This window comes from Pseudomonas fluorescens (assembly GCF_902497775.2).
Lineage (GTDB): Bacteria > Pseudomonadota > Gammaproteobacteria > Pseudomonadales > Pseudomonadaceae > Aquipseudomonas > Aquipseudomonas putida_F.
Genome location: NZ_OZ024668.1, coordinates 3,099,328 through 3,119,739, shown reverse-complemented (window position 1 = coordinate 3,119,739; position 20,412 = coordinate 3,099,328). Strand labels below are relative to the sequence as shown.

Annotated in this window: 16 protein-coding genes and 1 pseudogene; 13 read left to right on the top strand and 4 right to left on the bottom strand. The window is 59.8% G+C overall.

Annotation, left to right across the window (positions count from 1 at the left end):
* Positions 1–124: 124 nt before the first annotated feature.
* The 11 genes and pseudogenes from F8N82_RS14320 (at position 125) to F8N82_RS14270 (ending at position 14,262) form a co-directional block, all read left to right on the top strand.
* Entirely contained in the window at positions 125–1,102 is a 978-nt protein-coding gene (locus F8N82_RS14320; protein WP_038999460.1) for a hypothetical protein, read from the top strand.
* Positions 1,089–4,478 (top strand): annotated as a pseudogene (locus F8N82_RS14315) (ImcF-related family protein). Before F8N82_RS14320 ends, F8N82_RS14315 begins: the two are co-directional and overlap by 14 nt.
* Positions 4,475–6,058: a type VI secretion system protein TssA gene (gene tssA, locus F8N82_RS14310; RefSeq protein ID WP_038995955.1), complete on the top strand. Its 1,584-nt coding sequence runs from the start codon at positions 4,475–4,477 to the stop codon at positions 6,056–6,058. Before F8N82_RS14315 ends, tssA begins: the two are co-directional and overlap by 4 nt.
* 24 nt (positions 6,059–6,082) lie before the next feature.
* A complete protein-coding gene (gene tssF, locus F8N82_RS14305; RefSeq protein WP_038995954.1) occupies positions 6,083–7,852 on the top strand; it encodes a type VI secretion system baseplate subunit TssF in 1,770 nt (589 codons plus the stop codon).
* Positions 7,816–8,913, top strand: a complete 1,098-nt coding sequence (tssG, locus tag F8N82_RS14300) for a type VI secretion system baseplate subunit TssG (protein ID WP_038995953.1) — start codon at positions 7,816–7,818, stop codon at positions 8,911–8,913. Before tssF ends, tssG begins: the two co-directional genes overlap by 37 nt.
* Positions 8,894–9,430: a type VI secretion system lipoprotein TssJ gene (tssJ, locus tag F8N82_RS14295; protein ID WP_038995952.1), complete on the top strand. Its 537-nt coding sequence runs from the start codon at positions 8,894–8,896 to the stop codon at positions 9,428–9,430. The genes tssG and tssJ overlap by 20 nt, the downstream gene beginning before the upstream one ends.
* Before the next feature lie 3 nt (positions 9,431–9,433).
* The gene (gene tssE / locus F8N82_RS14290) at positions 9,434–9,874 is read left to right on the top strand and encodes a type VI secretion system baseplate subunit TssE (RefSeq protein ID WP_038995951.1); all 441 of its coding nucleotides are present in this window, start codon (positions 9,434–9,436) and stop codon (positions 9,872–9,874) included.
* Positions 9,875–9,897: 23 nt separating this feature from the next.
* A complete protein-coding gene (locus tag F8N82_RS14285) occupies positions 9,898–11,016 on the top strand; it encodes an OmpA family protein (protein ID WP_038995950.1) in 1,119 nt (372 codons plus the stop codon).
* 94 nt (positions 11,017–11,110) lie between these two features.
* On the top strand, positions 11,111–11,809 hold the full coding sequence (locus F8N82_RS14280) for a hypothetical protein (protein WP_052251534.1): 699 nt from the start codon (positions 11,111–11,113) through the stop codon (positions 11,807–11,809).
* 288 nt (positions 11,810–12,097) lie between these two features.
* A protein-coding gene (locus F8N82_RS14275; protein WP_095162588.1) for an IS5 family transposase occupies positions 12,098–12,954 on the top strand; the annotation gives its coding sequence in 2 pieces (ribosomal slippage) (positions 12,098–12,436 and positions 12,439–12,954; 855 coding nt in all).
* A gap of 174 nt (positions 12,955–13,128) precedes the next feature.
* Positions 13,129–14,262, top strand: a complete 1,134-nt coding sequence (locus tag F8N82_RS14270) for an aminotransferase class V-fold PLP-dependent enzyme (protein WP_038995946.1) — start codon at positions 13,129–13,131, stop codon at positions 14,260–14,262.
* Between the two features lie 4 nt (positions 14,263–14,266).
* On the opposite strand, the gene F8N82_RS14265 is transcribed toward F8N82_RS14270, so the two are convergent.
* Both F8N82_RS14265 and F8N82_RS14260 read right to left on the bottom strand, forming a co-directional pair.
* Positions 14,267–14,836, bottom strand: a complete 570-nt coding sequence (locus tag F8N82_RS14265) for a DJ-1/PfpI family protein (RefSeq protein ID WP_038995944.1) — start codon at positions 14,834–14,836, stop codon at positions 14,267–14,269.
* Between the two features lie 80 nt (positions 14,837–14,916).
* The gene (locus F8N82_RS14260) at positions 14,917–15,474 is read right to left on the bottom strand and encodes a GNAT family N-acetyltransferase (RefSeq protein WP_038995943.1); all 558 of its coding nucleotides are present in this window, start codon (positions 15,472–15,474) and stop codon (positions 14,917–14,919) included.
* Positions 15,475–15,631: 157 nt separating this feature from the next.
* Here F8N82_RS14260 and F8N82_RS14255 point away from each other — a divergent pair, with 157 nt between their 5' ends.
* Complete coding sequence (locus F8N82_RS14255) at positions 15,632–16,501, top strand: helix-turn-helix domain-containing protein (protein WP_038995942.1); 870 nt, start codon at positions 15,632–15,634, stop codon at positions 16,499–16,501.
* A 106-nt stretch (positions 16,502–16,607) separates the two neighbouring features.
* Here F8N82_RS14255 and F8N82_RS14250 read toward each other — a convergent pair whose 3' ends face one another.
* The gene (locus F8N82_RS14250) at positions 16,608–17,483 is read right to left on the bottom strand and encodes a universal stress protein (RefSeq protein WP_038995941.1); all 876 of its coding nucleotides are present in this window, start codon (positions 17,481–17,483) and stop codon (positions 16,608–16,610) included.
* Positions 17,484–17,890: 407 nt separating this feature from the next.
* Positions 17,891–18,907, bottom strand: coding sequence for a hypothetical protein (locus F8N82_RS14245; RefSeq protein WP_038995939.1), 1,017 nt, complete (start codon positions 18,905–18,907; stop codon positions 17,891–17,893).
* 185 nt (positions 18,908–19,092) lie between these two features.
* Here F8N82_RS14245 and F8N82_RS14240 point away from each other — a divergent pair, with 185 nt between their 5' ends.
* Positions 19,093–20,109, top strand: a complete 1,017-nt coding sequence (locus F8N82_RS14240; protein WP_038995938.1) for an AraC family transcriptional regulator — start codon at positions 19,093–19,095, stop codon at positions 20,107–20,109.
* Positions 20,110–20,412: the final 303 nt, after the last annotated feature.

Below are 20,412 nucleotides of genomic sequence, written 5' to 3'. Positions count from 1 at the left end.
CCCCGACTTCGTTGAACCGGGCGCGCCGCGTTGGCGAGGTTGGTGGTTGGGGTTGGGGCTGCTGTTCGGGGTGCAATCGACAGCCTTGCTGATGCTCTGGCCCCAGGAACAACCGCGCCTGGAGTTGTGGCTGTGGAGTGCGGTGCTGCCACTGTGCTGGGCGTTGCTCCTGGCGGTGCGTGTGTTGGTGTGGCAGATCGAACTGTTCAACCGCAAGGTGTATCTGCGCACCCTGGAGGCCGCCATGCAGCGTTGGTGGCATCGGCGTTCTCTCAGTTTGCCGGTGCAGGACGTGTTGTTGCTAGGACCTGCGGGTGACATGCAAGAGGATTACCTGAACTTGATGAAAGGCATCTCATCACCCTTGGCGATACCCGGCGCCACACAGCCCATGTTGCGTTGCCCGTTGTCGTTGGGTGTGATCACCGAGCGCACCCCAGCCTTGGCCCGACACCTGGCCCGCTTGACCCTGGCACTCCCAGGGCTAATCGAGTGCGGGCCTCATCTGCGGGCGATTGCCTGGGTGGGGGATGAGAGCAGCCAGGCTGCTTTCGTTGAGGTGCTGGCCCGAGCGGGAGTGGTGTTGCCCGAGGCCCGTTTGTCATTACAGAACCTGACTGATCTGGACGATTTGATCGATACCTTCCACCGCGATTGCCGTGGCGAGGACGACTGGCTGTTGTGTGCCGGCGTGGTGTCGGTGGAGGGCGCTGAAGAGAACGAGGTGCCCGGTGAAGCTGCTTTTCTCTGGCGGGTAAGCCGACAGGGTCGGCAGTTGTTGCACCGGGGTGAATACCAGGCAGGTGAGTTGCCTGCCGAGCTCTGCACGCAGTTGCAGCGTTACGCCGGATTGAAAACGCCTCCGGCCACCTGCCTGGCGTTGGATAAAGCCAGCCAGGAAGCATTTGTTGCGGGCGGTTGGTCGGCGGTCGAGCATCAACTGACGGGGCAATGGGGTGTGCTGGCGCATCTGGCTCCGTTTATCGGTATGTCCCTGGCATTGCTGCAAGCGGGGGAGGCAGGCCAGCCATGTGGTTGGCTGAGCCAGGATGGGAACAAACGATTGGCGATTGGAGTGGCGGTGCCTCATGGCAACAATTAAGGACGTGGGTAAGGGCTCGTTGGTTCGCGTGGGGTTGGGCTATCTGCTGATCATGACGCTGCTAGTGCTGCTTGGTGGCCTGTTGTACAGCTTGTGTGGCGGCTATTTGGGTTGGCCGCAACTTCCGCTCAAACAGTTGGTGCTGTGGAGCCTGGGCGTGTGGTTCGCGCTTTGCTGGTTCTGCCCGGTCATTTTGCTAGCCTGGGATCGCTTGGCGGCTCGCCAAGCGCTGAGAGTAGTGGGGCTGGATGCCGAAGCGTCGATCTCTCCATTGAGTCCAGTATCCTCATCCCCAGACGCGTTAGCGGTAGGAGAGCTGCGCGATCACCTGCGTGATCGCTACGGTTTCTTCTGGCGCCGCAAAGTCCGTCTACTACTAGTTATTGGCGAACCCGCGCAAATCGAAGCCATCGCCCCGACCCTCGCCGAGCAGCGCTGGCTGGAAGGCCAAGGCACCGTCCTATTGTGGGGCGGCAGTGCCCAGGCGACGCTGGAGCAGTCATTCCCCGCGCAATGGCGTGGGCTGAGTCGGTGGCGTGCATTGGACGGCGTGGTCTGGGCACTGAACAACACCCAGGCCGCCGATGATGCCGCGATGGGCGCGGGCGTGCACCAGTTGCAGCGCCTGGCCCGTGGCCTGAACTGGCAGTTGCCGTTGTACCTGTGGCAGGTCTGCGACAGTGCTTGGTCGCAGGACACCCGCAAGGCACGGCCGGTAGGCTGCTTGTTGCCGGCACGCTTTGATGCGCAAGTGTTGCAAGGTCGTTTGAATAATTTGCTGGAGCCTTTGCGTCGCGAAGGCCTGGCGCAGATCAACAATGTGATGGGCCATGACTTTCTGCTGCGCCTGTCCCGCGATTTGCAGGCCGAGGGCATAGGCCGTTGGCGTCACACGCTCGCCCCGTTGGCCGGCGAGTTTGCCCGTGGTGTGCCGTTGCGTGGGCTGTGGTTCAGCCTGCCGGTGCAGCGCACGCAACATGACTTAAAACATGACTGGCCGGTGGCCTCGGTGTGGCACGGCGTGCTCGACGATAATGCCACTAGCGGCCGTCGACTGGGCTGGAGCGTTCCCCGCGTCGGCTATGCACTGGTGCTGGGGTTGGGAGTGTTGTGGGGGGCGGGGTTATTGCTGTCGTTTGTCAGTAACCGTGTGCAGATTGCCCAAGTGCAAACCTCGTTGGCGGCATTGCAGCAGCCGGGGAATAGCGACGAGCAACTGAACGCATTCAACGACCTGGTGCGCGAACTGGCACGTCTGGATTACCGCGCCAAACACGGCATGCCCTGGTACCAGCGTTTCGGCTTGAATCAAAATCAAGCCCTGCTCGATGCCCTGTGGCCACGTTATGTTGACGCCAACAACCGCTTGATCCGTGACCCGGCGGCGGCCAATTTACAACGTCAGCTCAACGCCTTGATCAGTCTGCCCCCGGGCAGCGAGCAACGGGCCGAGCAGGCCCTGGGCGCCTACGAGCAATTGAAGGCGTACCTGATGATGGCGCGCCCGCAAAAAGCTGACGCGACCTTCCTGACCAAAGCCTTGACCAACGCCGAGCCGTCGCGCATTGGGGTATCTCCGGGGCTCTGGCAAGGCCTGTCACCGAACCTGTGGCGGTTCTATGGCGAGCACCTGGCGGCGCATCCGGATTGGGCCATCAAGGCTGATCCGACGCTGGTGGCGCTAACCCGACAAGTACTGCTCGGCCAGTTGGGCCAGCGCAATGCCGAAACTACCCTGTACCAGCAGGTTCTCGACCTGGCAGCTAACCAATACCCTGAGTTGGGTGTGCAAGGCATGGTCGGTGAAACCGACGCCCTGGCGTTGTTCTACACCGAAGCCAGCGTGCCAGGGGTGTTCACCCGCCAGGCCTGGGAAGGTCAGGTGCGCCGGGCCATCGACGACATCGCCGAAGCGCGCCGCGAGGAAATTGATTGGGTACTCAGCGACAAGCAGACCGACATCGCCGCCGAGCTGACCCCTGGTGTGCTCAAGGAGCGCCTCACTGAACGCTACTTTCAGGACTACGCCAACGCCTGGCTGGATTTTCTCAACAGCCTGCGCTGGCATCAGACCGTCAGCCTGCCTGATGTGATTGATCAGTTGACCCTGATGACCGATGTCCGCCAGTCGCCACTGATTGCCCTGATGAACACCTTGGCCTATCAGGGACAGGCCGGCACTCGCAGCCAGGCGCTGGCCGACTCGCTGATCAAGTCCGCACAAAAGCTGATAGACCAAGACAAGGTGCCGGTGATCGACCAGCAAACCCAGGCGCCGCGCAGTCCTCTGGATGCAACCTTCGGTCCGCTGCTGACGCTGCTGGGCAAAGACCTCAAGGGCAATGTCGATAATGACCGCTTGAGCCTGCATGCATTCCTCACCCGGGTCACGCGTGTGCGTTTGAAACTGCAGTAAGTGAGCAATGCACCCGACCCGCAGGAAATGACTCAGGCCTTGGCGCAGACGGTTTTTCAGGGCAAGAGCGTCGATCTGACCGACACCCAGTCCTACGGCAGCCTGATTGCCGCCAGCCTTGGGGCGGAGTGGAGTGGGGTCGGCCATACGCTCTTTGTGCAGCCGCTGGATCAAGCCTGGCAGCGAGTTTTGCAACCCTCTGCGGCGGGGCTCAACAATCAGTGGCAGCGGGCGATTGTCACGGACTGGCAAGACGCTTTCGCCGGTCGCTACCCGTTTGCAGATACCGCCAGTGACTCCTCGTTGCCGATGCTGGGGCAGATGATCCGCGCCGACTCTGGGCGCATCGAGCAGTTTTTGCAGCGCCAACTGAGCGGTGTGCTGAGCAAGGAAGGCAGCCGCTGGGTAGCCGACCCTCGTCATAGTCAGGGCTTGCGCTTCAATCCGCAGTTCCTGTCGGCAATCAACCAACTCAGTCACTTGGCTGACGTGATCTATACCGACGGAGGAATGGGCCTGAGCTTCGAGCTGCAAGGCAAACCGGTGCGCGATGTGGTGCAAACCACCTTTATTCTCAACGGTGTGCAACATCAGTACTTCAACCAGAAAGAGCTCTGGCAACGTTTCAGTTGGCCTGGACGTGGTGACCATCCGGGCGCCAGCCTGAGTTGGACCAGCATTCACACAGGAGAGCGTCTGTTCGGCGACTACCAGGGCACTTGGGGCCTGATTCGCTTATTGGAAAAAGCTCGAATCACCCCTTTGGACGACGGCGACAGCCGCTACCGCATGGTCCTCAAGGCCCCCGATGGCGCGAATCTCACTTGGAACCTACGCACCGAACTGGGCGCGGGGCCGCTGGCTTTGCTCAAGCTGCGTGATTTCACGCTGCCGTCGCAGATTTTTCTCAACGAAGGTGCCGCAGAAGTGCCCTATGCGCAAAACGGGAGCTTCGAATGAGCCTGCGCACCCTGATCACCCATTGCTTGGGTGAGCGCGATGCCTTGGCCCTGGCCCGCGACCAGGCCGAACGCTGGCAACCGTGGCGTCTGCCCATCAGTACGGACTCACCCGTGGGCGAAGACCCAGGTTATGACGATGACTTTCAGCGCATGCGCGAGGAGGTCAATAAACTCTCCGGGGCGGATGCCGAGCGGGTGGTTCAGATGGCAGAAAAGCTGCTGACTCACACCTGCAAGGACTTGCGCGTGGCCACGTATTACCTGTGGGCGCGTTTGCAAAAGGATGGTGAGGCGGGGCTGGCCGACGGGCTGACGTTGTTGGCCGCGTTGGTGGAGCGTTACGCCGCCGACATACTGCCGGCCCGGCCCAATAGCCGCAAGATGGCCCTGGAATGGTTGGCCAGCAGCAAGGTGCTGGACAGCTTGTCGCTGTACCCGGAAGTGGTGCGCAGCGAGGCGGAACGTACGGTCGCGGCGCTGGCCTGGCTGGAGCGTGGGCTTGAGGCCTGGCCGCAGGACCAGCGCCCGGCCCTGGGGGCGTTGTATGGCGCGTTGTCCGCCCGGTTGACGCAGTCTGGCGGGGTGGATGCGCTGGTGCCGCAGCACAGCGCCAGTCACGACGCGAACGTACAGCCGGCGCCCACTGCCACGGCGATCAAGTCCGGGCGTGACCTGCTGGACAACGGTCGGGCGCTGGCGAGCTATTTGCGCGAACAGCCTCAAGGCTGGCTCGCGGCTCATCGGCTGATGAAGAGCCTGCGCTGGGACACCGTACACCAGGCACCGCCCGAGGAGGCCAGCGGCAACACGCGCCTGGCCTCGCCCCGTGGCGATTATCGGGCACAACTCAAGCGCCTGTACTTGCAACAGAGCTGGAGCGAATTGCTCGATCAGGTCGAGCGGGTGTACGCCGAAGGGGTGAACCATTTCTGGCTGGACTTGCAGTGGTACCTGTACCAGGCGCTGAGTAAACAACCGGCGCCGCAAGACAGTTGGGCCGACATCGTCAAGCGTGACCTGGGCATGTTTCTTGAACGCTTGCCGGGCCTGGAGCTGTTGCATTGGAGCGACGGCAGCCCGTTCGCCGACGAGGTCACCCGTGACTGGATCACCCAGCACGTCAGCGGCAATCGTACGCAGCAATGGCTGCCGGCACCCAAGGCGGTGCTGACCACCGGTGATGCCGAGATTCTGTCGCTGGAAGGCGAAGCCCTGGCCCAGGCAGACAGTGACGGCGTGGAAGTCGCGCTGGCCTGGCTGGCGGCGCGGCCGGGCGTGCACAGCGGGCGTCAGCGCTGGCTGTTGCGTTTGCTGATGGCGCGAGTCGCCGAGCAATACGGCAAGAGCGACCTGGCGGTGCACTTGCTGGGCGAGTTGGACACCACTGCGCAACTGCACGCCTTGGCGACGTGGGAGCCGGAGTTGAACTTCGAGGTCAAGGCTCGCCTGCTCAAGCTGCTGCGTTTGAAAGCACAGCGCAATGATGCCGACAAACCCACTCTGGCGCGACGCAACGAGGCATTGCTGGCGGCGCTGGTGGCGATTGATCCGGTACGTGCTGCGGTGCTCTGCGGCTAACCCTCATTCATCAGGAATTTATCTGTGAGCTTGGACAATTTAACACTGCGCTACTTTGACGCCGAAATGCGTTACCTGCGCGAAGCCGGCAAGGAGTTCGCCGAAGCGTTCCCGGATCGCGCCGCCCAGCTCAACCTGGACAAGCCGGGTGCGCAAGACCCGTATGTGGAGCGCCTGTTTGAGGGGTTTGCCTTCTTGATGGGGCGCTTGCGCGAGAAGCTCGACGATGACCTGCCGGAGCTGACGGAGGGGTTGGTCAGCCTGCTATGGCCGCATTACTTGCGCACGATTCCCTCGTTGTCGATCATCGAGTTGGTGCCGGATCTGGCACAGATGAAGCGCAGTGAAACGATCGCCAAGGGCTTTGAGGTGTTGTCCCAACCGATTGGCCCGCAGCGCACCCGCTGCCGTTACACCACCACCCAGGATCTGATCCTGCAACCGCTGTCCCTGGAGTCGGTGAGACTGGCCTACGAGCCGGATGGGCGCTCGCTGCTGCGCCTGCGCTTTGCCTGTGGTGCGTTGACGGACTGGAGCCAGATCGACCTGAGCCGCCTGCCGCTGTACCTGAATGCCGACGCTCCTCTGGCCAGCGCATTGCATCAGGCACTGACCCTGAACACGCAGGCGTTGTACGTACGTCTGTCAGGGCAGCACGAGCGCCAGCGCCTGGAGGGCCACTTTGCGCCCAAGGGGTTTGCCGATGAGGATCGCCTGTGGCCCAAGGGCGATAGCGCGTTCAGCGGTTATCAGTTGCTGCTGGAGTACTTCACCTTTCGCGAAAAATTCATGTTCGTGACCCTTTGTGGTCTTGAACAACTGAACCTCACCGCAGGTACACCCTGGTTCGAACTGGACGTGGTACTGCGCGAGGCATGGCCACACGAATTTAGTGTGAGCAGCGAACACATTCGCCTGCATACGGTGTCGGTGATCAACCTGTTCCCGCTGGAGGCCGACCCGTTGACCCTGGCGCCGTTGCAAACCGACTATCTGCTGCGGCCCATGCGCCTGCAGGACGGTCACACCGAAATTTATTCGGTCGACCAGGTTACCTCGTCAAAAAACGCGGTGCGTCAGGACTATGTCCCGTTCACCAGCTTTCGCCACAAGGGCGGCATGCTGCGCGACGACGCCCCTGAGCGTTATTTCCATACCCGGTTGAAGCGCTCCGCCAAGGGTTTGCATGACACCTGGCTGATCCTGGGCGGTGACGGTTTCGATAAGGATCGGTTGCAGGGCAGCGAAAGCCTGTCGTTGCGTCTGACCGGCACCAATGGGTTGTTACCGCGCAAGGCGCTGCAAAGCACCTTACTCGACACCCTGGTGCAATCGACTCAGACCGGCCTGCGGGTGCGCAATCTGTGTGCACCCAGCTTACCGTGCTACCCGCCCAACCGTGATCGTTTTCATTGGCGGGTGCTCAGCCATTTGGGTTCGAACTTTTTGCCGATGCTCGACAGCGCCGAGGTGTTGCGCGGCACCCTGGCGTTGTACGACTGGACCGGCAGCGAGCTGAATCGCCGTCGCCTGGAGGCGATTGTCGAGGTTCGCCATCATCTGGTTCAGCGCTTTGAAAAAGGCTTTCTGCTACGCGGGGTGGATATCGAAGTCACCCTGGATGCCAATGGCTTTTCTGGCGAGGGCGACATCAGCCTGTTTGGCGAGATGCTCCATCGCTTCTTTGGTCTGTATGCCGACATTCATTTGTTCAACCAGCTCACGCTGATCTTGCAACCTACTGGAAAGTGCCTGCGATGGAACGAGAACCACAGTCAGCGTATTCCCGGCTGAAAGCCGCTGGTTTACTGCAAGCGCTGGACGGACGGGTCGCGGAGGCCAACCTGTACCGTTTCTGTCAGTTGCTGGAACAGGCGCTGCCCAATCACCCAACCTTGGGGAGCACCGCTCACCCGGCGGATGACCCGGTGCGCTTTCGGCCCGATCCCGGCATGGGCTTTCCGGCGGGTGAACTGAAGGCCATCGAAACTGACGAAGAGCATCCCGAGCGTCCGGCGACGGTACGCACACGTCTGCTGGGCCTGTATGGCGTCGACTCGCCAATGCCGACGACGTTCCTGGACGACATCGCCCAACGCCGCGAAGGACATGAGGCACTGGAAGCGTTCCTGGATATATTCAACCACCGGATATTCACCCAGTTCTATCGCATCTGGCGCAAGTACTCCTACCCGGCAACGTTCGAAGAGGGCGGCAGCGATGCTACTTCGCAATGCCTGCTGGGGCTGATCGGTCTGGGGATACCCGGCACGGCCAAACAGATCGCCACGCCGATATCGCGCTTCCTGGCGCTGCTCAGCGTGATGCGCCTGCCGACGCGTAACGCCGAAGGCATTAGTGCGCTGGTCAAGCTGCTGGCCCCCAACACTACAACCCGAGTGACGCCGCACTGGCCACAGAAAGTGCCTCTGGCGCAGCCGGCCAGTTTGTCCATCACTCACCCGGTGAGCTTATCCCAGGGTACGCCGTTGGGCAGCGTCGGTTTTGATGCCAACAGTCAGTTGCACCTGGCACTGTTCACCGAGGACCTGATTGAGGCGTGTGGCTGGTTGCCGGGCAATCAACTGCACAACGATTTGTTGGTGCTGCTGCGGGTGTACCTTGGCTGGCGTTGTACTGCGAAATTGCAGCTGTCGCTGCCGATGCACAGCCTGCCCAAACCGATGCTTGGCGGCGCGCCCGTGCTGCTGGGCATGACCGGTGTTCTGGGCCTGGGCAGCGAGGCCTGGCAGGTCGCAGAACACGACACCATCACCATCAACCTGGGCCGATACCAAGGCCTGCACAGCAACCCCCAGTACAGAGAGGCACTGCATGTCGCGTACCGTTTTTAATCTATTGAAGGTGGCGCTGCTCGGTGCGTTATTGAGTGGGTGCGGGCTGACCCAGACCGTGACCGACGGCACCGCGTCCATGGCCAAGGCCATCTTCTACAAACAGGTAAAAGTCCTGCATCTGGACTTTACCGGCCGGGCAGCGATGAACACCGACGTGACTGACATGACGGGCTTATCCGTACCCACTGTCGTGCGGGTGTATCAACTGCGCGATCACAAAATCATGGACAAGACCACCTACGACAGCGTGTTGAGTGATGCTGACAACCTGCTGCGTGCTGATCTGTTGGAGCAGCATGTCCTGGTGGTGAAACCTGAAGAGGGTATGCAACTGAATGTACCCATGAACAAAGACGCTCAGTTTGTGACGGTGGTGGCGTTGTTTCGTACCCCCGACATGCAGAACAACACCTGGCGCCTGACGGTGACCCGCGATGACCTGGACCCGGACCGGGCACGAGTGATCGAACTGGGTAACAACCAGCTGACCCTGCAACCCCTGGAAAAGGAGTAAGTCGTGAGCGAGCTGAATCCTTCTCTCTACGAAATGCTGCTGCAAAACTTTGACGGTGAACTGGACCTGTACCGTGTCCGGGAGGAGGACCAGCATACCCTGTCGGTACTGGATAACCTGCAACGCATCCTCAACAGCCGAGCGGGATCGATCAGTCATTTGCCGGACTACGGCCTCCCGGATATGGGCCTGATCCTGCAAGGATTGCCCGCTGCTGCACATGGGCTGATGGGCACGCTGAAGAATACCTTGCTCAAGTACGAGCCTCGCCTGGAGGCAGTGAACATCGAGCTGCTGCCACAGACTCAACCCGGTCATCTGGAGTATGCCCTGGACGCACAACTGAAAGGGGGCGAACGGGTGACCTTCGCCACGACCCTGGCGCCCGAGGGGAAAGTGTTGGTGCGTCACTTGAGGCGGCAGAACTACCTGTCCAAGCCGTAAACCTGTAACAGAAGGGATGCTGTATGACGGCGTTATTTGAAATGCGTATCCGGGTCGGCGGTGCCCCGAGCAGCTTTGGTGAGTTCTCCGCACTGCGTGACGAGTTGGCCAAACTGAGCCATCCGGCGTGCCCGGACGTCGACTGGGCCAAGGTCGAGCAACTGTGCCTGACGTTGTTCCACGACAACGGCGCAGATCTGCACACCGCTGCTTCTTTTGCACTGGCCCGCAGTCAGCGCCACGGTCTGGAAGGTATGGCGCAAGGGGTGACGCTGATAGAGGCGCTTTGCGGTGAATGGCCCAGCGTGTGGCCACCCATGGCCTCCGTGCGCCTGGACATCCTGGCCTGGCTGTTTGCTCAATGGCAGCCGTTGCTACGCGGCCTGGAAATGACGACACAGACGCTACCCTCGCTGGTGCGTCTGGACAGTGAGCTGGCACGTTTAAACGCGCAATTAGATCGTCAGACACAGGTTCCGCAGGTCCCGTTGCAGACGTTACGTCATCAGGTGAGCGCTCTGATGCAGCGTCTGGAGAGAAATATCTATGCAGGTGAAATGGTGCCGCAACCAAGTAGGGTTCCGGAGCCAGCCTTCGTGATGTCGGTGGTGATTCTGCCAGTCTACCCGATGCTAGAAGTGCCGTCTGCGGCTTCGAAAACCCGCAAACGCCGAATCGCCCTATGGCTATTTGCGTTGGTCGCCACCCTGGTCCTGGCAGGCGGTCTTGGCTGGTTTATCGCTTCACAACAAAAATTGACCGCGATTGATCCGGTGCAGTTGAGCAGCTTGTCGCTGTTCGATGCCGGTAGCACCGTGCTCAAGCCTGGATCGACCAAGGTGCTGATCAATGCCTTGGCTAACATCAAAGCCCAGCCAGGCTGGCTGATTGAGATCGTCGGGCACACCGACACCACGGGTAACGCGGAGCAGAACCTTCAACTGTCATACGCACGCGCCTCGGCAGTGCGCGACTGGATGCAGCGCATGGGCGACATTCCTGACAACTGCTTTGCGGTTCGGGGGGCGGCAGGCAGGCAACCGATTGCTGGCAATGAGACTGCGTCGGGACGAGCGGACAACCGCCGTGTGGATATCCGTCTGGTGCCGCAGGTAGAGGCTTGTATGAGTGCCGCACAGTGAAAGGGCGATGCCGATAGTTAAACGTAGCAAAAATGTACCGTAATAAATGCATGAGCAGGGTCCACCGGACCCATATTAAAAAATAGGAGCGCAGATGACTCAACCCATTGATAAAACGATCCAGGTACTGGAAGAGCTAAGCCGCTGTGAACCACGTAAAGTGCGACGTACAGGTTTGGAGAACAAGGCACAGGTTATCGCCAACTGGTGTTTGGGGCTTGCTCTGTTTTTTCTTGTTGTCAATGGAGGCTTCGTTTTTTTCTATGACACTAGACCACCGTCTCTATATGCCAAAATATTTGTGCTGCTGATGAGCACGATTTCCATGCTACTGGCCATCTCTTCATTGGTTGCGCCGATGGTTGCGTCATTTCTGCTGGCTTTTCGCTGGAAGAAATTATCGTTGGAAGGGTTGTGTGACGATATTCGGTATGAACAAGCGATGGCGGATCGTTTGGCCACATACGAGGCAGGAGCCTTGAAAGATGCCCATTTTTGGTTAAACCGGAAAATCAGACGTATCAATGAGCGTACAGGACGTTTTTTCGGGGAGAAGACTGCCGCAATAGGTCTTTTGGCAACCGCGTATTCATTTACTGCTGAGTTTGGTGGCTTTGAATGGGTGTCGAAGACAATGGCCGCCGGTTTCAGAATAGATAATTTAGGGAATACTGTGTTGTTGGGGGTTGGTGCGCTCTTACTCGGTATGTCTATCGGCTCAATCTTGCTGGGGCATATTGCTGCACGTTACCGGTATCAGATTGAAATAATCGAGTTGGTGGATAGGTCATAACTGAAAAAATCGGCTTGAAATTTATTTATATGAGCGTGGTTTTTTGCAAAGCTTTAAAGCTTGTCTATTTTTGGAGGGAGAGTGTTTCGACGTTTTTGACAAAAAATTAAATAAAATACTTAGAAGCCCTGGTGATGAACTTGAGTGTGTGCAGGGCTGCTATGCATGTTTTCAGGTCCTGGTAGTGGTTATTTAGGCTCTGTACGAAATTCCGAGAAACCTAATTACCACCCCTCGGAGCCTCAGATTTTGTAGAGTTTCCAGCCATCTACGGAAAGGAATCCTATGATGGCAAAGCGTTACGAACTCTCGGATGAGGCTTGGGATGTGGTCGCCGAGCTCTTCACCGAATCCCATGGCAGGGGGCGGCCCCGCCTAAGCGACCGCTTGATGCTCGACGGCATACTCTGGGTGCTCTGCTCGGGTGCGGCATGGCGAGATATGCCAGATTACTTCGGCCCGTGGTCAACGGTGTATCAACGGTTTCGGGTCTGGCGAAACCGGGGAACATTCGATCAGATGCTCAAACGCTTGCATCTGAAGCTGAACGAAAAAGGTCTGATTGATTTGCAAACCTGGATGATCGACTCGACAGCAGTACGCGCAACCCGAGCCTCATCTGGCGCTCGGAAAAAAGGGGGGCTGACGAGCCTGCCGATCACGCTCTAGGTCGCAGTCGCGGTGGCCTGACAACCAAAATCCACATGCTCTGCGACGCTAACGGGACACCGTTGCGTTTCCTCCTCTCTGGCGGTCAAGCCAGTGACATCAACTACGCACAGCCACTGCTGGACGATGTCAGCATTCCATCGGGCCAACGTGGCCGTCCGCGCAAACGCTGCAAACGGTTACTCGCCGACAAGGGCTATGACGCCGAGGTGTTACGCCGTTATTGCGACCAGTATCGAATGCAACCCGTCATCCCGCTGCGCTCGATGAAGCGCAAACCTAAGCCAGGTTTACCGAGGCTGTTTGATCGCCCCAAATACCGGCAGCGCAACATCATCGAGCGCATGTTTGGCTGGTTGAAAGAGAACCGCCGGATCGTGACACGCTTCGACAAGCTTGCGAAAAGCTATGCCGCCATGGTTTCGCTGGCTTGTTCCATGCGGTGTCTGCGACAGCTCTTTTCGTACAGAGCCTAGCTCACCTTGACTTGGCTGGCTGCTTTTGGCTGATAGCAGCGCTCCGCGACAGGCTGCTTTGGGCCGGTAACTGCCGTTCGCCAGAAGTCGCAATCAGTCCCAAGCAATCTTGTCATTTGCCAAGGCTTAGGGCAGGGTCGATACCACTGATATCTCTGCCAAAGGAGTCACTCCATGTCAAAGCTATATCCCAGTATTGATCCTGAGGGGCTGGTCGAGTACTCGGTGGTCTACACCGACCGCTCGCTCAACCACATGTCGCAGTCATTTCAAGGCGTGATGAACAACATTTCCAGGACCCTGAAACAGGTCTACAACGCCCAGGCTGTTGCGGTAGTCCCGGGCAGCGGCACATTCGGCATGGAAGCGGTAGCGCGACAGTTGGCCACCGACCAGCAATGCCTGGTGATACGCAACGGCTGGTTCAGTTATCGCTGGAGCCAGATCCTCGAGATGGGCAACATCCCGGCGGCCACCACGGTGCTCAAAGCCCGACCAGTCGATACGGGGCGCCAGGCTGCCTACGGACCACCCCCTCTGGACGAAGTGCTGGCAGCCATTGAGGCTTCGAGGCCGCAGATTGTCTTTGCCCCCCACGTTGAAACCTCATCAGGGATTATCCTGCCCGATGACTACCTGCGGGCCGTCGGCGACGCCGTGCATGCGGTGGGCGGCCTGTTCGTGCTGGACTGCATCGCCTCAGGCACAATTTGGGTTGATATGCACAAGTGCGCAGTCGACCTGCTGATCAGCGCACCGCAGAAAGGCTGGAGCGCTTCCCCTTGCTGCGCCCTGGTGATGCTCAGTGCTTTGGCCCTCGAGCGCATCGAGCAGACCCAAAGCAGCAGCTTTGCCTGCGACCTGAAAAAGTGGCTTCAGATCATGCAGGCCTACGAACAGGGCGGACATGCCTACCATGCAACCATGCCCAGCGATTCCCTCGCGCGATTCAACGAAGTGATGAAAGAGATGCAAGCCTACGGTTTCGACAAGGTCCGCGGCGAACAACAGGCCCTGGGCGATCGGGTGCGCGTAATGTTGACCGGCAAAGGCATCAAAAGCGTGGCCGCAGCCGGCTTTCAGGCCCCTGGCGTAGTGGTGAGCTACACCGATGATGCCGACATCAAGAGCGGCAAGAAATTTGCCGATCAGGGCCTGCAGATCGCCGCCGGAGTGCCGTTGCAATGCGACGAGCCGGCCGACTTCCAGACCTTCCGCATCGGTCTGTTCGGTCTCGAAAAGTTGCACAATATCGAGCGCACGGTCAGCACCCTCGAGCAGGCACTGGACGAAGTGCTAGTGCACTAAGCCCTCACCCATGTTCCGCTGCCAGCATTGATCTGAACTGCGAAATCAGCGCTGAAGATAGCCCGGCAGCTTCGAACACGGCGCAGGTGAAGCTTACGGGGGCAGGGCCTGGAGCCGTTATGATGCGGTCTGCAACCACCGCTACCGGACTGCTTCGATACAGCGTGCGCCCCCCATAACCTGCGGCATTCTGTTGCAAGAAATCAGCGCTGTTCGAGGTATGAGGAACCGTGTCGAGCAGCCCGGCTCTGGCAAGTGCCAGCGTTGCACCACAGATGCCGGCGATGGTCGCTCCACTTGCGCGACTGGCATGAAGAAAGTCTCGAATATCCGGAGCCTCTGCCCGCTCCCAGACCATGCCTCCAATAACGGCGACAACGTCCGGTTTCCAGTCAAGACAGTGTTGCAAGCCGCTATCGACAGTGACAGTCAATCCGCCCTGCGAGTGGAGCTGCCCCGTAGTCGGAGCGAAAAACCTGACGTCGATCCCGTAAAAGGGGGACGCCGTTCCCGCTATGAATGCGTATTCCCAGTCCGCAAAACCCGGTGTCAGTATCAAACCCACGCGTGCCATCAGCCACAATCCTCCATGAATGCCGACAGGGTACGGTGACGTCAAACAGACATCAAGGTCGCAGGGACGCGCCCGTGTTCTCAGCAGCCTGCCGCTTTGCTCTGCTCCAGCCACTGCGGGTAAGTGATGCAGCTGATGTGTTCAGTCCGATAGTCGTTGAGGAATGGGTTGTATTTGTTTTCTTCAGTGTGGTGATGGCGCAAACCACACTTCGATTGCACGGCAAACGACTGGGTGTTGTTGGCAAAGTAGCCACACCACAGGGCTTTGAGCTTCAGGGTTTCGAAGGCGTGGCGCATCACTTCACGCACGGCTTCCGGAATCAGGCCTTTGCCCCAGTACGGCACGCCGATCCAATAGGCAATTTCGCCTTCCTGCTCACTGATCTCGAAATTGCTGTTGCCACCGATAAGAATGCCGACGCAACCCACCGCACGACGGTTCTCCTTCAGCTCGACCGCATAGACCTCGGGGTGATTGAACACGGTGCGAATGATCTCGGCGCTGTTTTCCACACTGGTGTGCGGGGGCCAACCGGCGACGGGGCCGACGCGCTCGTCTTGGGCATATTCGTAAAGATCCGCGGCATCCGTGTCTTGCCAGGGGCGTAGCAGTAGCCGTTGTGTTTCAAGTCTCATGTCGTGCACTCGTGTTTGCTTGGCTCGGGTGGCACACAGTAGTGCCATGGGCCTGATCGGCAAACGCCAGTACCTCGGCATTTTCGGTACTTATCGAAACTAATGGGCCTAGCGATGTTAGGCTCAGCCCTCTTGTATGGGGTTACTTTGAGTCGCTATGCAGCACATTCCCAAACTTTATGCGCCTGACGATTCGCTCCGGCTGGGCGACACCACGCTGGCCGAAGGGGTAGGGGTGCCGCTTGCTTTCGGTCATGCGTACATGGTGCTGCTGGTGTGCCTGTCCGGGCGTGCCTACTTCACCCTCAACTTCAAAGAGCATGCGGTCCGTCGCGGTGATGTGCTGATACTGGCGGAGGACACCATTGTCTTGCTCAAGCGTCGCTCACGCGGCTTCAGGGTGTTTTTCTGCCTGATGCCCAAAGCCCTTGCGGCGGAGGTTGCCTACCCATTGCCGAACCCGTTGTTCGTGTTTCTGCATGACCATCCCCATTGCGTACCCGCAACCGCAGACAGGCCGCTGCTGGACGGCTGGCTGCTGCAGATGGGCGATATTGCGCGCAGCGGTGCCACCTACCGGCACATCATGCTGCGCAACCAGTTGCAGAACTTCTTTCTGAAGATTGCCGAGCAACTGCCAAGCCTGGAAAAAGGCAGCAGCGAGTTCAGCCGCAAGGAGATGCTCAGTTGGCGTTTTTGGGAATTGATCGGCAAAAACTGCATCCGCCACCGCGACGTGAAGTTCTATGCCGATGCGCTCAATATCACCCCGTTCTACCTGTCACAGCTCACCAAAGCGCATTTCAACGACAGCCCCAAAGGCCTGATTGATCGGCAGGTGACCCTGGAGATCAAAGCGCTGCTTTCGTACAGCAACCTGGCGATCGGGCAAATAGCGGACGCGCTCAACTTCGCTGACGCGTCGTACTTGTGCCGCTATTTCAAGCGGCAAACCGGGGTGTCGCTGTCGCGCTATCGCAGGCATGAGCAGGAGGGGAGCGCAGCCAACAAAACAGGTGGCGCCTGAGTGACGACCGCTGCGCGCTCGATTGCCGGCAAGTCCGGCTCCCACAGGATTAGCGCAGTACCTGGGGGAGATGGCTTGCCAGCGATAGGGCCAGTCCAGCGCCAACCTACAACGACACCAACACATCACACTGCGATTCATTCAGCACATGCTTGGTAACGCTGCCGATCAACAATTCTTCCAGCGCGCTGTCCCCCTGCTTGCCGATCACGATCAGATCGCAGTCCAGCTCCTGCTCCTTCTCGACGATCCGCCAGGCAGGGTCGCCGTGCACCACGACTTGCCGCGCATCGCTCACCCCGGCGGCTTCGCTCAAGGCCGCGAGCTGCTGCACGGCATCTTTGCGGATGACATTGCGGTAGTGAGTGAGCGTGTCCTGGTCGATGTGGGCGAAGCGCATGCTGCTTTCGAACGGTGCTTCGTATACATGCAGCAGGATGATCTCGGCCTGCGGGGCAACTGCTTTTGCCTGCTCGATGGCGCGCAGCGAAGAAGGCGAGAAATCAACCGGCACCAGCACGCTACGGTAGGCGTCGCGGGGCGCCTGCTTGACCACCAGCATCGGGCAGAGCATGCGGTTGAGCATTCGTTGCACGGTCGAGCCCAGCAGCAGACGGCGAGCCACGCTGTGGCCCTTCGCCCCACACACCAACAGGTTGCTGCATTTGTCCTGCACTACACGGGTGATTTCGCTGACTACCGAGCCGGGCGCGACCTGCACGCCAGGGGCGATGTCATAGCGCTGGAACAGCATGGCTGCCAGGGCGTGCACTTTCTCTCCGGCGGTTTCCAGCAAGCGATTCAACAAGTCTTCATCCGGCACCAGCACCTGCTTCAAGCGCTCGTAGGGCGCAGGATTGGCAACGTAGAGCAGATCCAGTGCTGTCTGCTGCGCCTTGCAGAGCAGCGCGGCGCGCTCTGCCGCGTTGCGGGCAGAGGAGGACAGGTCGGTGGCAACCAGAACGTGATTCAGCGGGCTCATTTGGGGCTCCTTATGCAATGCCGCGCACAGGGATCGATGGCGTTGGCCGGTGTCGATCCATTCCTTGCTTGCAGCCATCGTCTCGCGAACCAGGCTTGGCGGCTTGATTTGGGTCAAAGGAGTAGGGGAGGCAAGGTCTACGGTACTGGATGAGCGGGCCGCATCGGCGGCCCAGGACTATCGCTGGCGATCACTCCGCCGCCGATTGCCCTGCTTGCAGCGAGCGCCGCAACAACGCGGCGGTTGCCGACCGCGCTTCGACCTCATCCAGCAACGCATGCTTACATGACCGGCTAGAGCAGAACCTCGCTAGAAAGCGCAGCGGATTCGGATGCTGACGGACAGCAATAAACATCCGGCTGGGCAAGCTACAGAAGGGCACTTAAGCCGTCGCCTACCCCGTCACCTCAGTAGAGATGGCGCAGGTCATGCTTGACCACCGCATCGACCACTAGGCTGGTGGCCTTGCCCAACAGGCCCGTACCGTTCATGTGCTCGGACAGCATCTTGGAAAAGGCTGGAATCTGCCTTTCGTCCAGGTGTGTTGCGCGATCCCACAAGCCCGCGGCCAGCAGTTCTGGGCAGTGCTGGAAGCGATAGCGCTCGACGTTCACGACGGTAGCGACCCGAGGTGGCTTGCCGTTGATTGCCAGTGGGGCGAGCAAGTTCGAGTCGTTGTTCAACCAGGCACGCCCGGCCACGGATAAAACCGTGTCGGCGCCGGGCTGAAGGAAGGACAGGCGCAAGGCGCCATCGACGAGGATATTGCTCAGGCTGCAGGCAACCTTGTTGCCGGGGCGTTCCGGTACTAGCAGAGTGTGGCGATCCAGTACCTGGACGAAACCAGCCGGGTCACCTCGTGGCGACATCTCGGTGGCGTCGGCCTGGCGCTGCGTGAGCATCAGCAGGTAGGGCGAGGCGGCGATAAAGGCCTGCGCTGGCTCGGACAAGGCCTGCCCTGTGTCAGCTAAAAAGGGCGTGGTGTACTCTCTGGCCCGCCAGAAATCGGCGCGTACCTTGGCTCGCGAACAGTGCAGGAACAGCGCCTCGGCGCGAAACTCCAACAGCTTTCCGGCCCGCAGAGAGCCCCGGCCATTGGCGCGCAGGCTGAACCCCACGCCGGGCAGGATGAAATACAGACTGCAGGCCATTTCCTCTATCGGCTGCTGTGAGATCGCTTTGTCTGCCGGCCAGGGCAGCAAGATGTCCTGGCCCTCGGCCCGTAACACTGGATGGTGGCGCAAATCGAGGTACTCGATATCTAACCGCGGGTCGGCGAAGCCGACGGCGCAAACCGTCGCTTGGCGGATCATCAGCAGGCAGTGCTCATCCAACCTGCGCTGCAGGCGTTTGTGCATCATCGCCGGTGGTGGCGGAATCAGTGCGCGCAAGGCGCTTAACGATTCGATTCTGTGCTCGGGCATAGCAGGTCTTCCTGTGCCATGGTCGTGTCGTCGATGCTAGGCAGTCCGATGACGGCTGGCCATGGCTCTGCGGTTCAACCTGCATGGCTTTTGGTTGCAACCTGCACTTGCACGGCCGACGGCTGGCCGCCGCTCTGCACCGTGCGTTAGAGTCGTTACCTAAGCAACTACCAAGAGCAAGCCCGATGGTCAGAAGTACCACCGTATCGGCCGTCGCAGTGCTGGATCTGCACGACCAGTTGCTGAATCTCGGCGTGGTCACTGCAACCCAGTTGCGGGAGGCCGGGGTGGAGGGTGCCAAACTTCTCGACCAGGGGGCTGCGGCATCGCCGATCCAGGAGCAGCGTGTCGACGAGACCCAGTTACTGGCGCTGTGGCAGTTCGCCGCGAACAACACGCAATTGCCGCATATCGGCCTGCTGATCGGGCAGACCTTCAACCCCGCCACGCATGGCGTGCTGGCTAGTTGGTTGTGCCAATGCAGTCGGGTGAGCGAGGCGCTGGAAGTGTTCCAGCGGCATATCGCGCTGATGAACCCTTCGGAGAGCTGGCAGTACAGTGAAACGGCAGATGCTCTGGTGCTGGAGATCACCTTCGCCCCCGGCAAAACCTACCCGCAGGCCGCCATCGAACGCAGTATGAGTGCAGTGCTGCGCTGGAGCCGGGAGATGACCGGCGTAGAGCTGCGGCCTCTGGCCTGCGAGTTCGCTTTCCCATCCCCGGCCTACCATGCGCACTATGTCGAGCTGTTCGGCAGCGAGCTGCGCTTCGACAGCGAGAGAAACAGCCTCCACCTGCCGCGCGACTTCCTGCAGCATCCCATTCTCGGCGCCAGCGACTACCTGCGACAGATGCTGGAGTCTCGTGCAAGGGCGACACTCGCAAAGCTGCAAGACGCAGATACGATTGCCGGCACGGTGCGTCGCTTGATTCTCGCAAGCCTGCCCGAAGGCATGAGCATCGAGCCAACCTGCCAGGCGTTGCACGTCAGTCGCACCACGCTCTACCGACGCTTGAAGGAAGAGGGCACCAGTTTCAGCGCGCTGGTAGCGGAGGTACGTCGCGAGTTGTCCGCGGAGCTGATTCGCCAGGGGCTGCCCGTGGCGACGGTCAGCGAGCGGCTGGGGTTCAGGGATACCAGCACTTTCCACCGTGCCTTCAAGCGCTGGTTCGACCGCCCTCCAGGAGCCTTTCGAGAGTAGCAATGGGCTTGCCGCTTTCGGCGTCAATGGCGCGTTAAGCGAGGCGATTGAATTGCCCCTGAAAAGGTAGGTACCTGCGAACCTCAATGCAGGAGACTGGCCTGCTACGAATCAGTCCGTTTCTGGCCGGTTACTTCCCTTCACAATACGTAGCTTCTTGGCCACTCTAGGGTAGCAGCTACCCGCCGGTTCCCAGGCCAGCGATCAAGAAACCCGACACGCATGACGGCGCCCCGCGCACAGCCGTCACCACAAGAAGTGCCGCAGTGTGGGCCCCCTGCCAACAACCTTGATTGTTAACAA

Coding starts and splice junctions, on each gene's coding strand:
- F8N82_RS14245 (WP_038995939.1), bottom strand. CDS start 18,907: ATGCCCGAGCACAGAATCGAATCGTTAAGCGCCTTGCGCGCACTGATT.
- F8N82_RS14270 (WP_038995946.1), top strand. CDS start 13,129: ATGTCAAAGCTATATCCCAGTATTGATCCTGAGGGGCTGGTCGAGTAC.
- F8N82_RS14260 (WP_038995943.1), bottom strand. CDS start 15,474: ATGAGACTTGAAACACAACGGCTACTGCTACGCCCCTGGCAAGACACG.
- F8N82_RS14255 (WP_038995942.1), top strand. CDS start 15,632: ATGCAGCACATTCCCAAACTTTATGCGCCTGACGATTCGCTCCGGCTG.
- tssG (WP_038995953.1), top strand. CDS start 7,816: ATGGAACGAGAACCACAGTCAGCGTATTCCCGGCTGAAAGCCGCTGGT.
- F8N82_RS14265 (WP_038995944.1), bottom strand. CDS start 14,836: ATGGCACGCGTGGGTTTGATACTGACACCGGGTTTTGCGGACTGGGAA.
- F8N82_RS14285 (WP_038995950.1), top strand. CDS start 9,898: ATGACGGCGTTATTTGAAATGCGTATCCGGGTCGGCGGTGCCCCGAGC.
- F8N82_RS14250 (WP_038995941.1), bottom strand. CDS start 17,483: ATGAGCCCGCTGAATCACGTTCTGGTTGCCACCGACCTGTCCTCCTCT.
- F8N82_RS14240 (WP_038995938.1), top strand. CDS start 19,093: ATGGTCAGAAGTACCACCGTATCGGCCGTCGCAGTGCTGGATCTGCAC.
- tssJ (WP_038995952.1), top strand. CDS start 8,894: ATGTCGCGTACCGTTTTTAATCTATTGAAGGTGGCGCTGCTCGGTGCG.
- tssA (WP_038995955.1), top strand. CDS start 4,475: ATGAGCCTGCGCACCCTGATCACCCATTGCTTGGGTGAGCGCGATGCC.
- F8N82_RS14280 (WP_052251534.1), top strand. CDS start 11,111: ATGACTCAACCCATTGATAAAACGATCCAGGTACTGGAAGAGCTAAGC.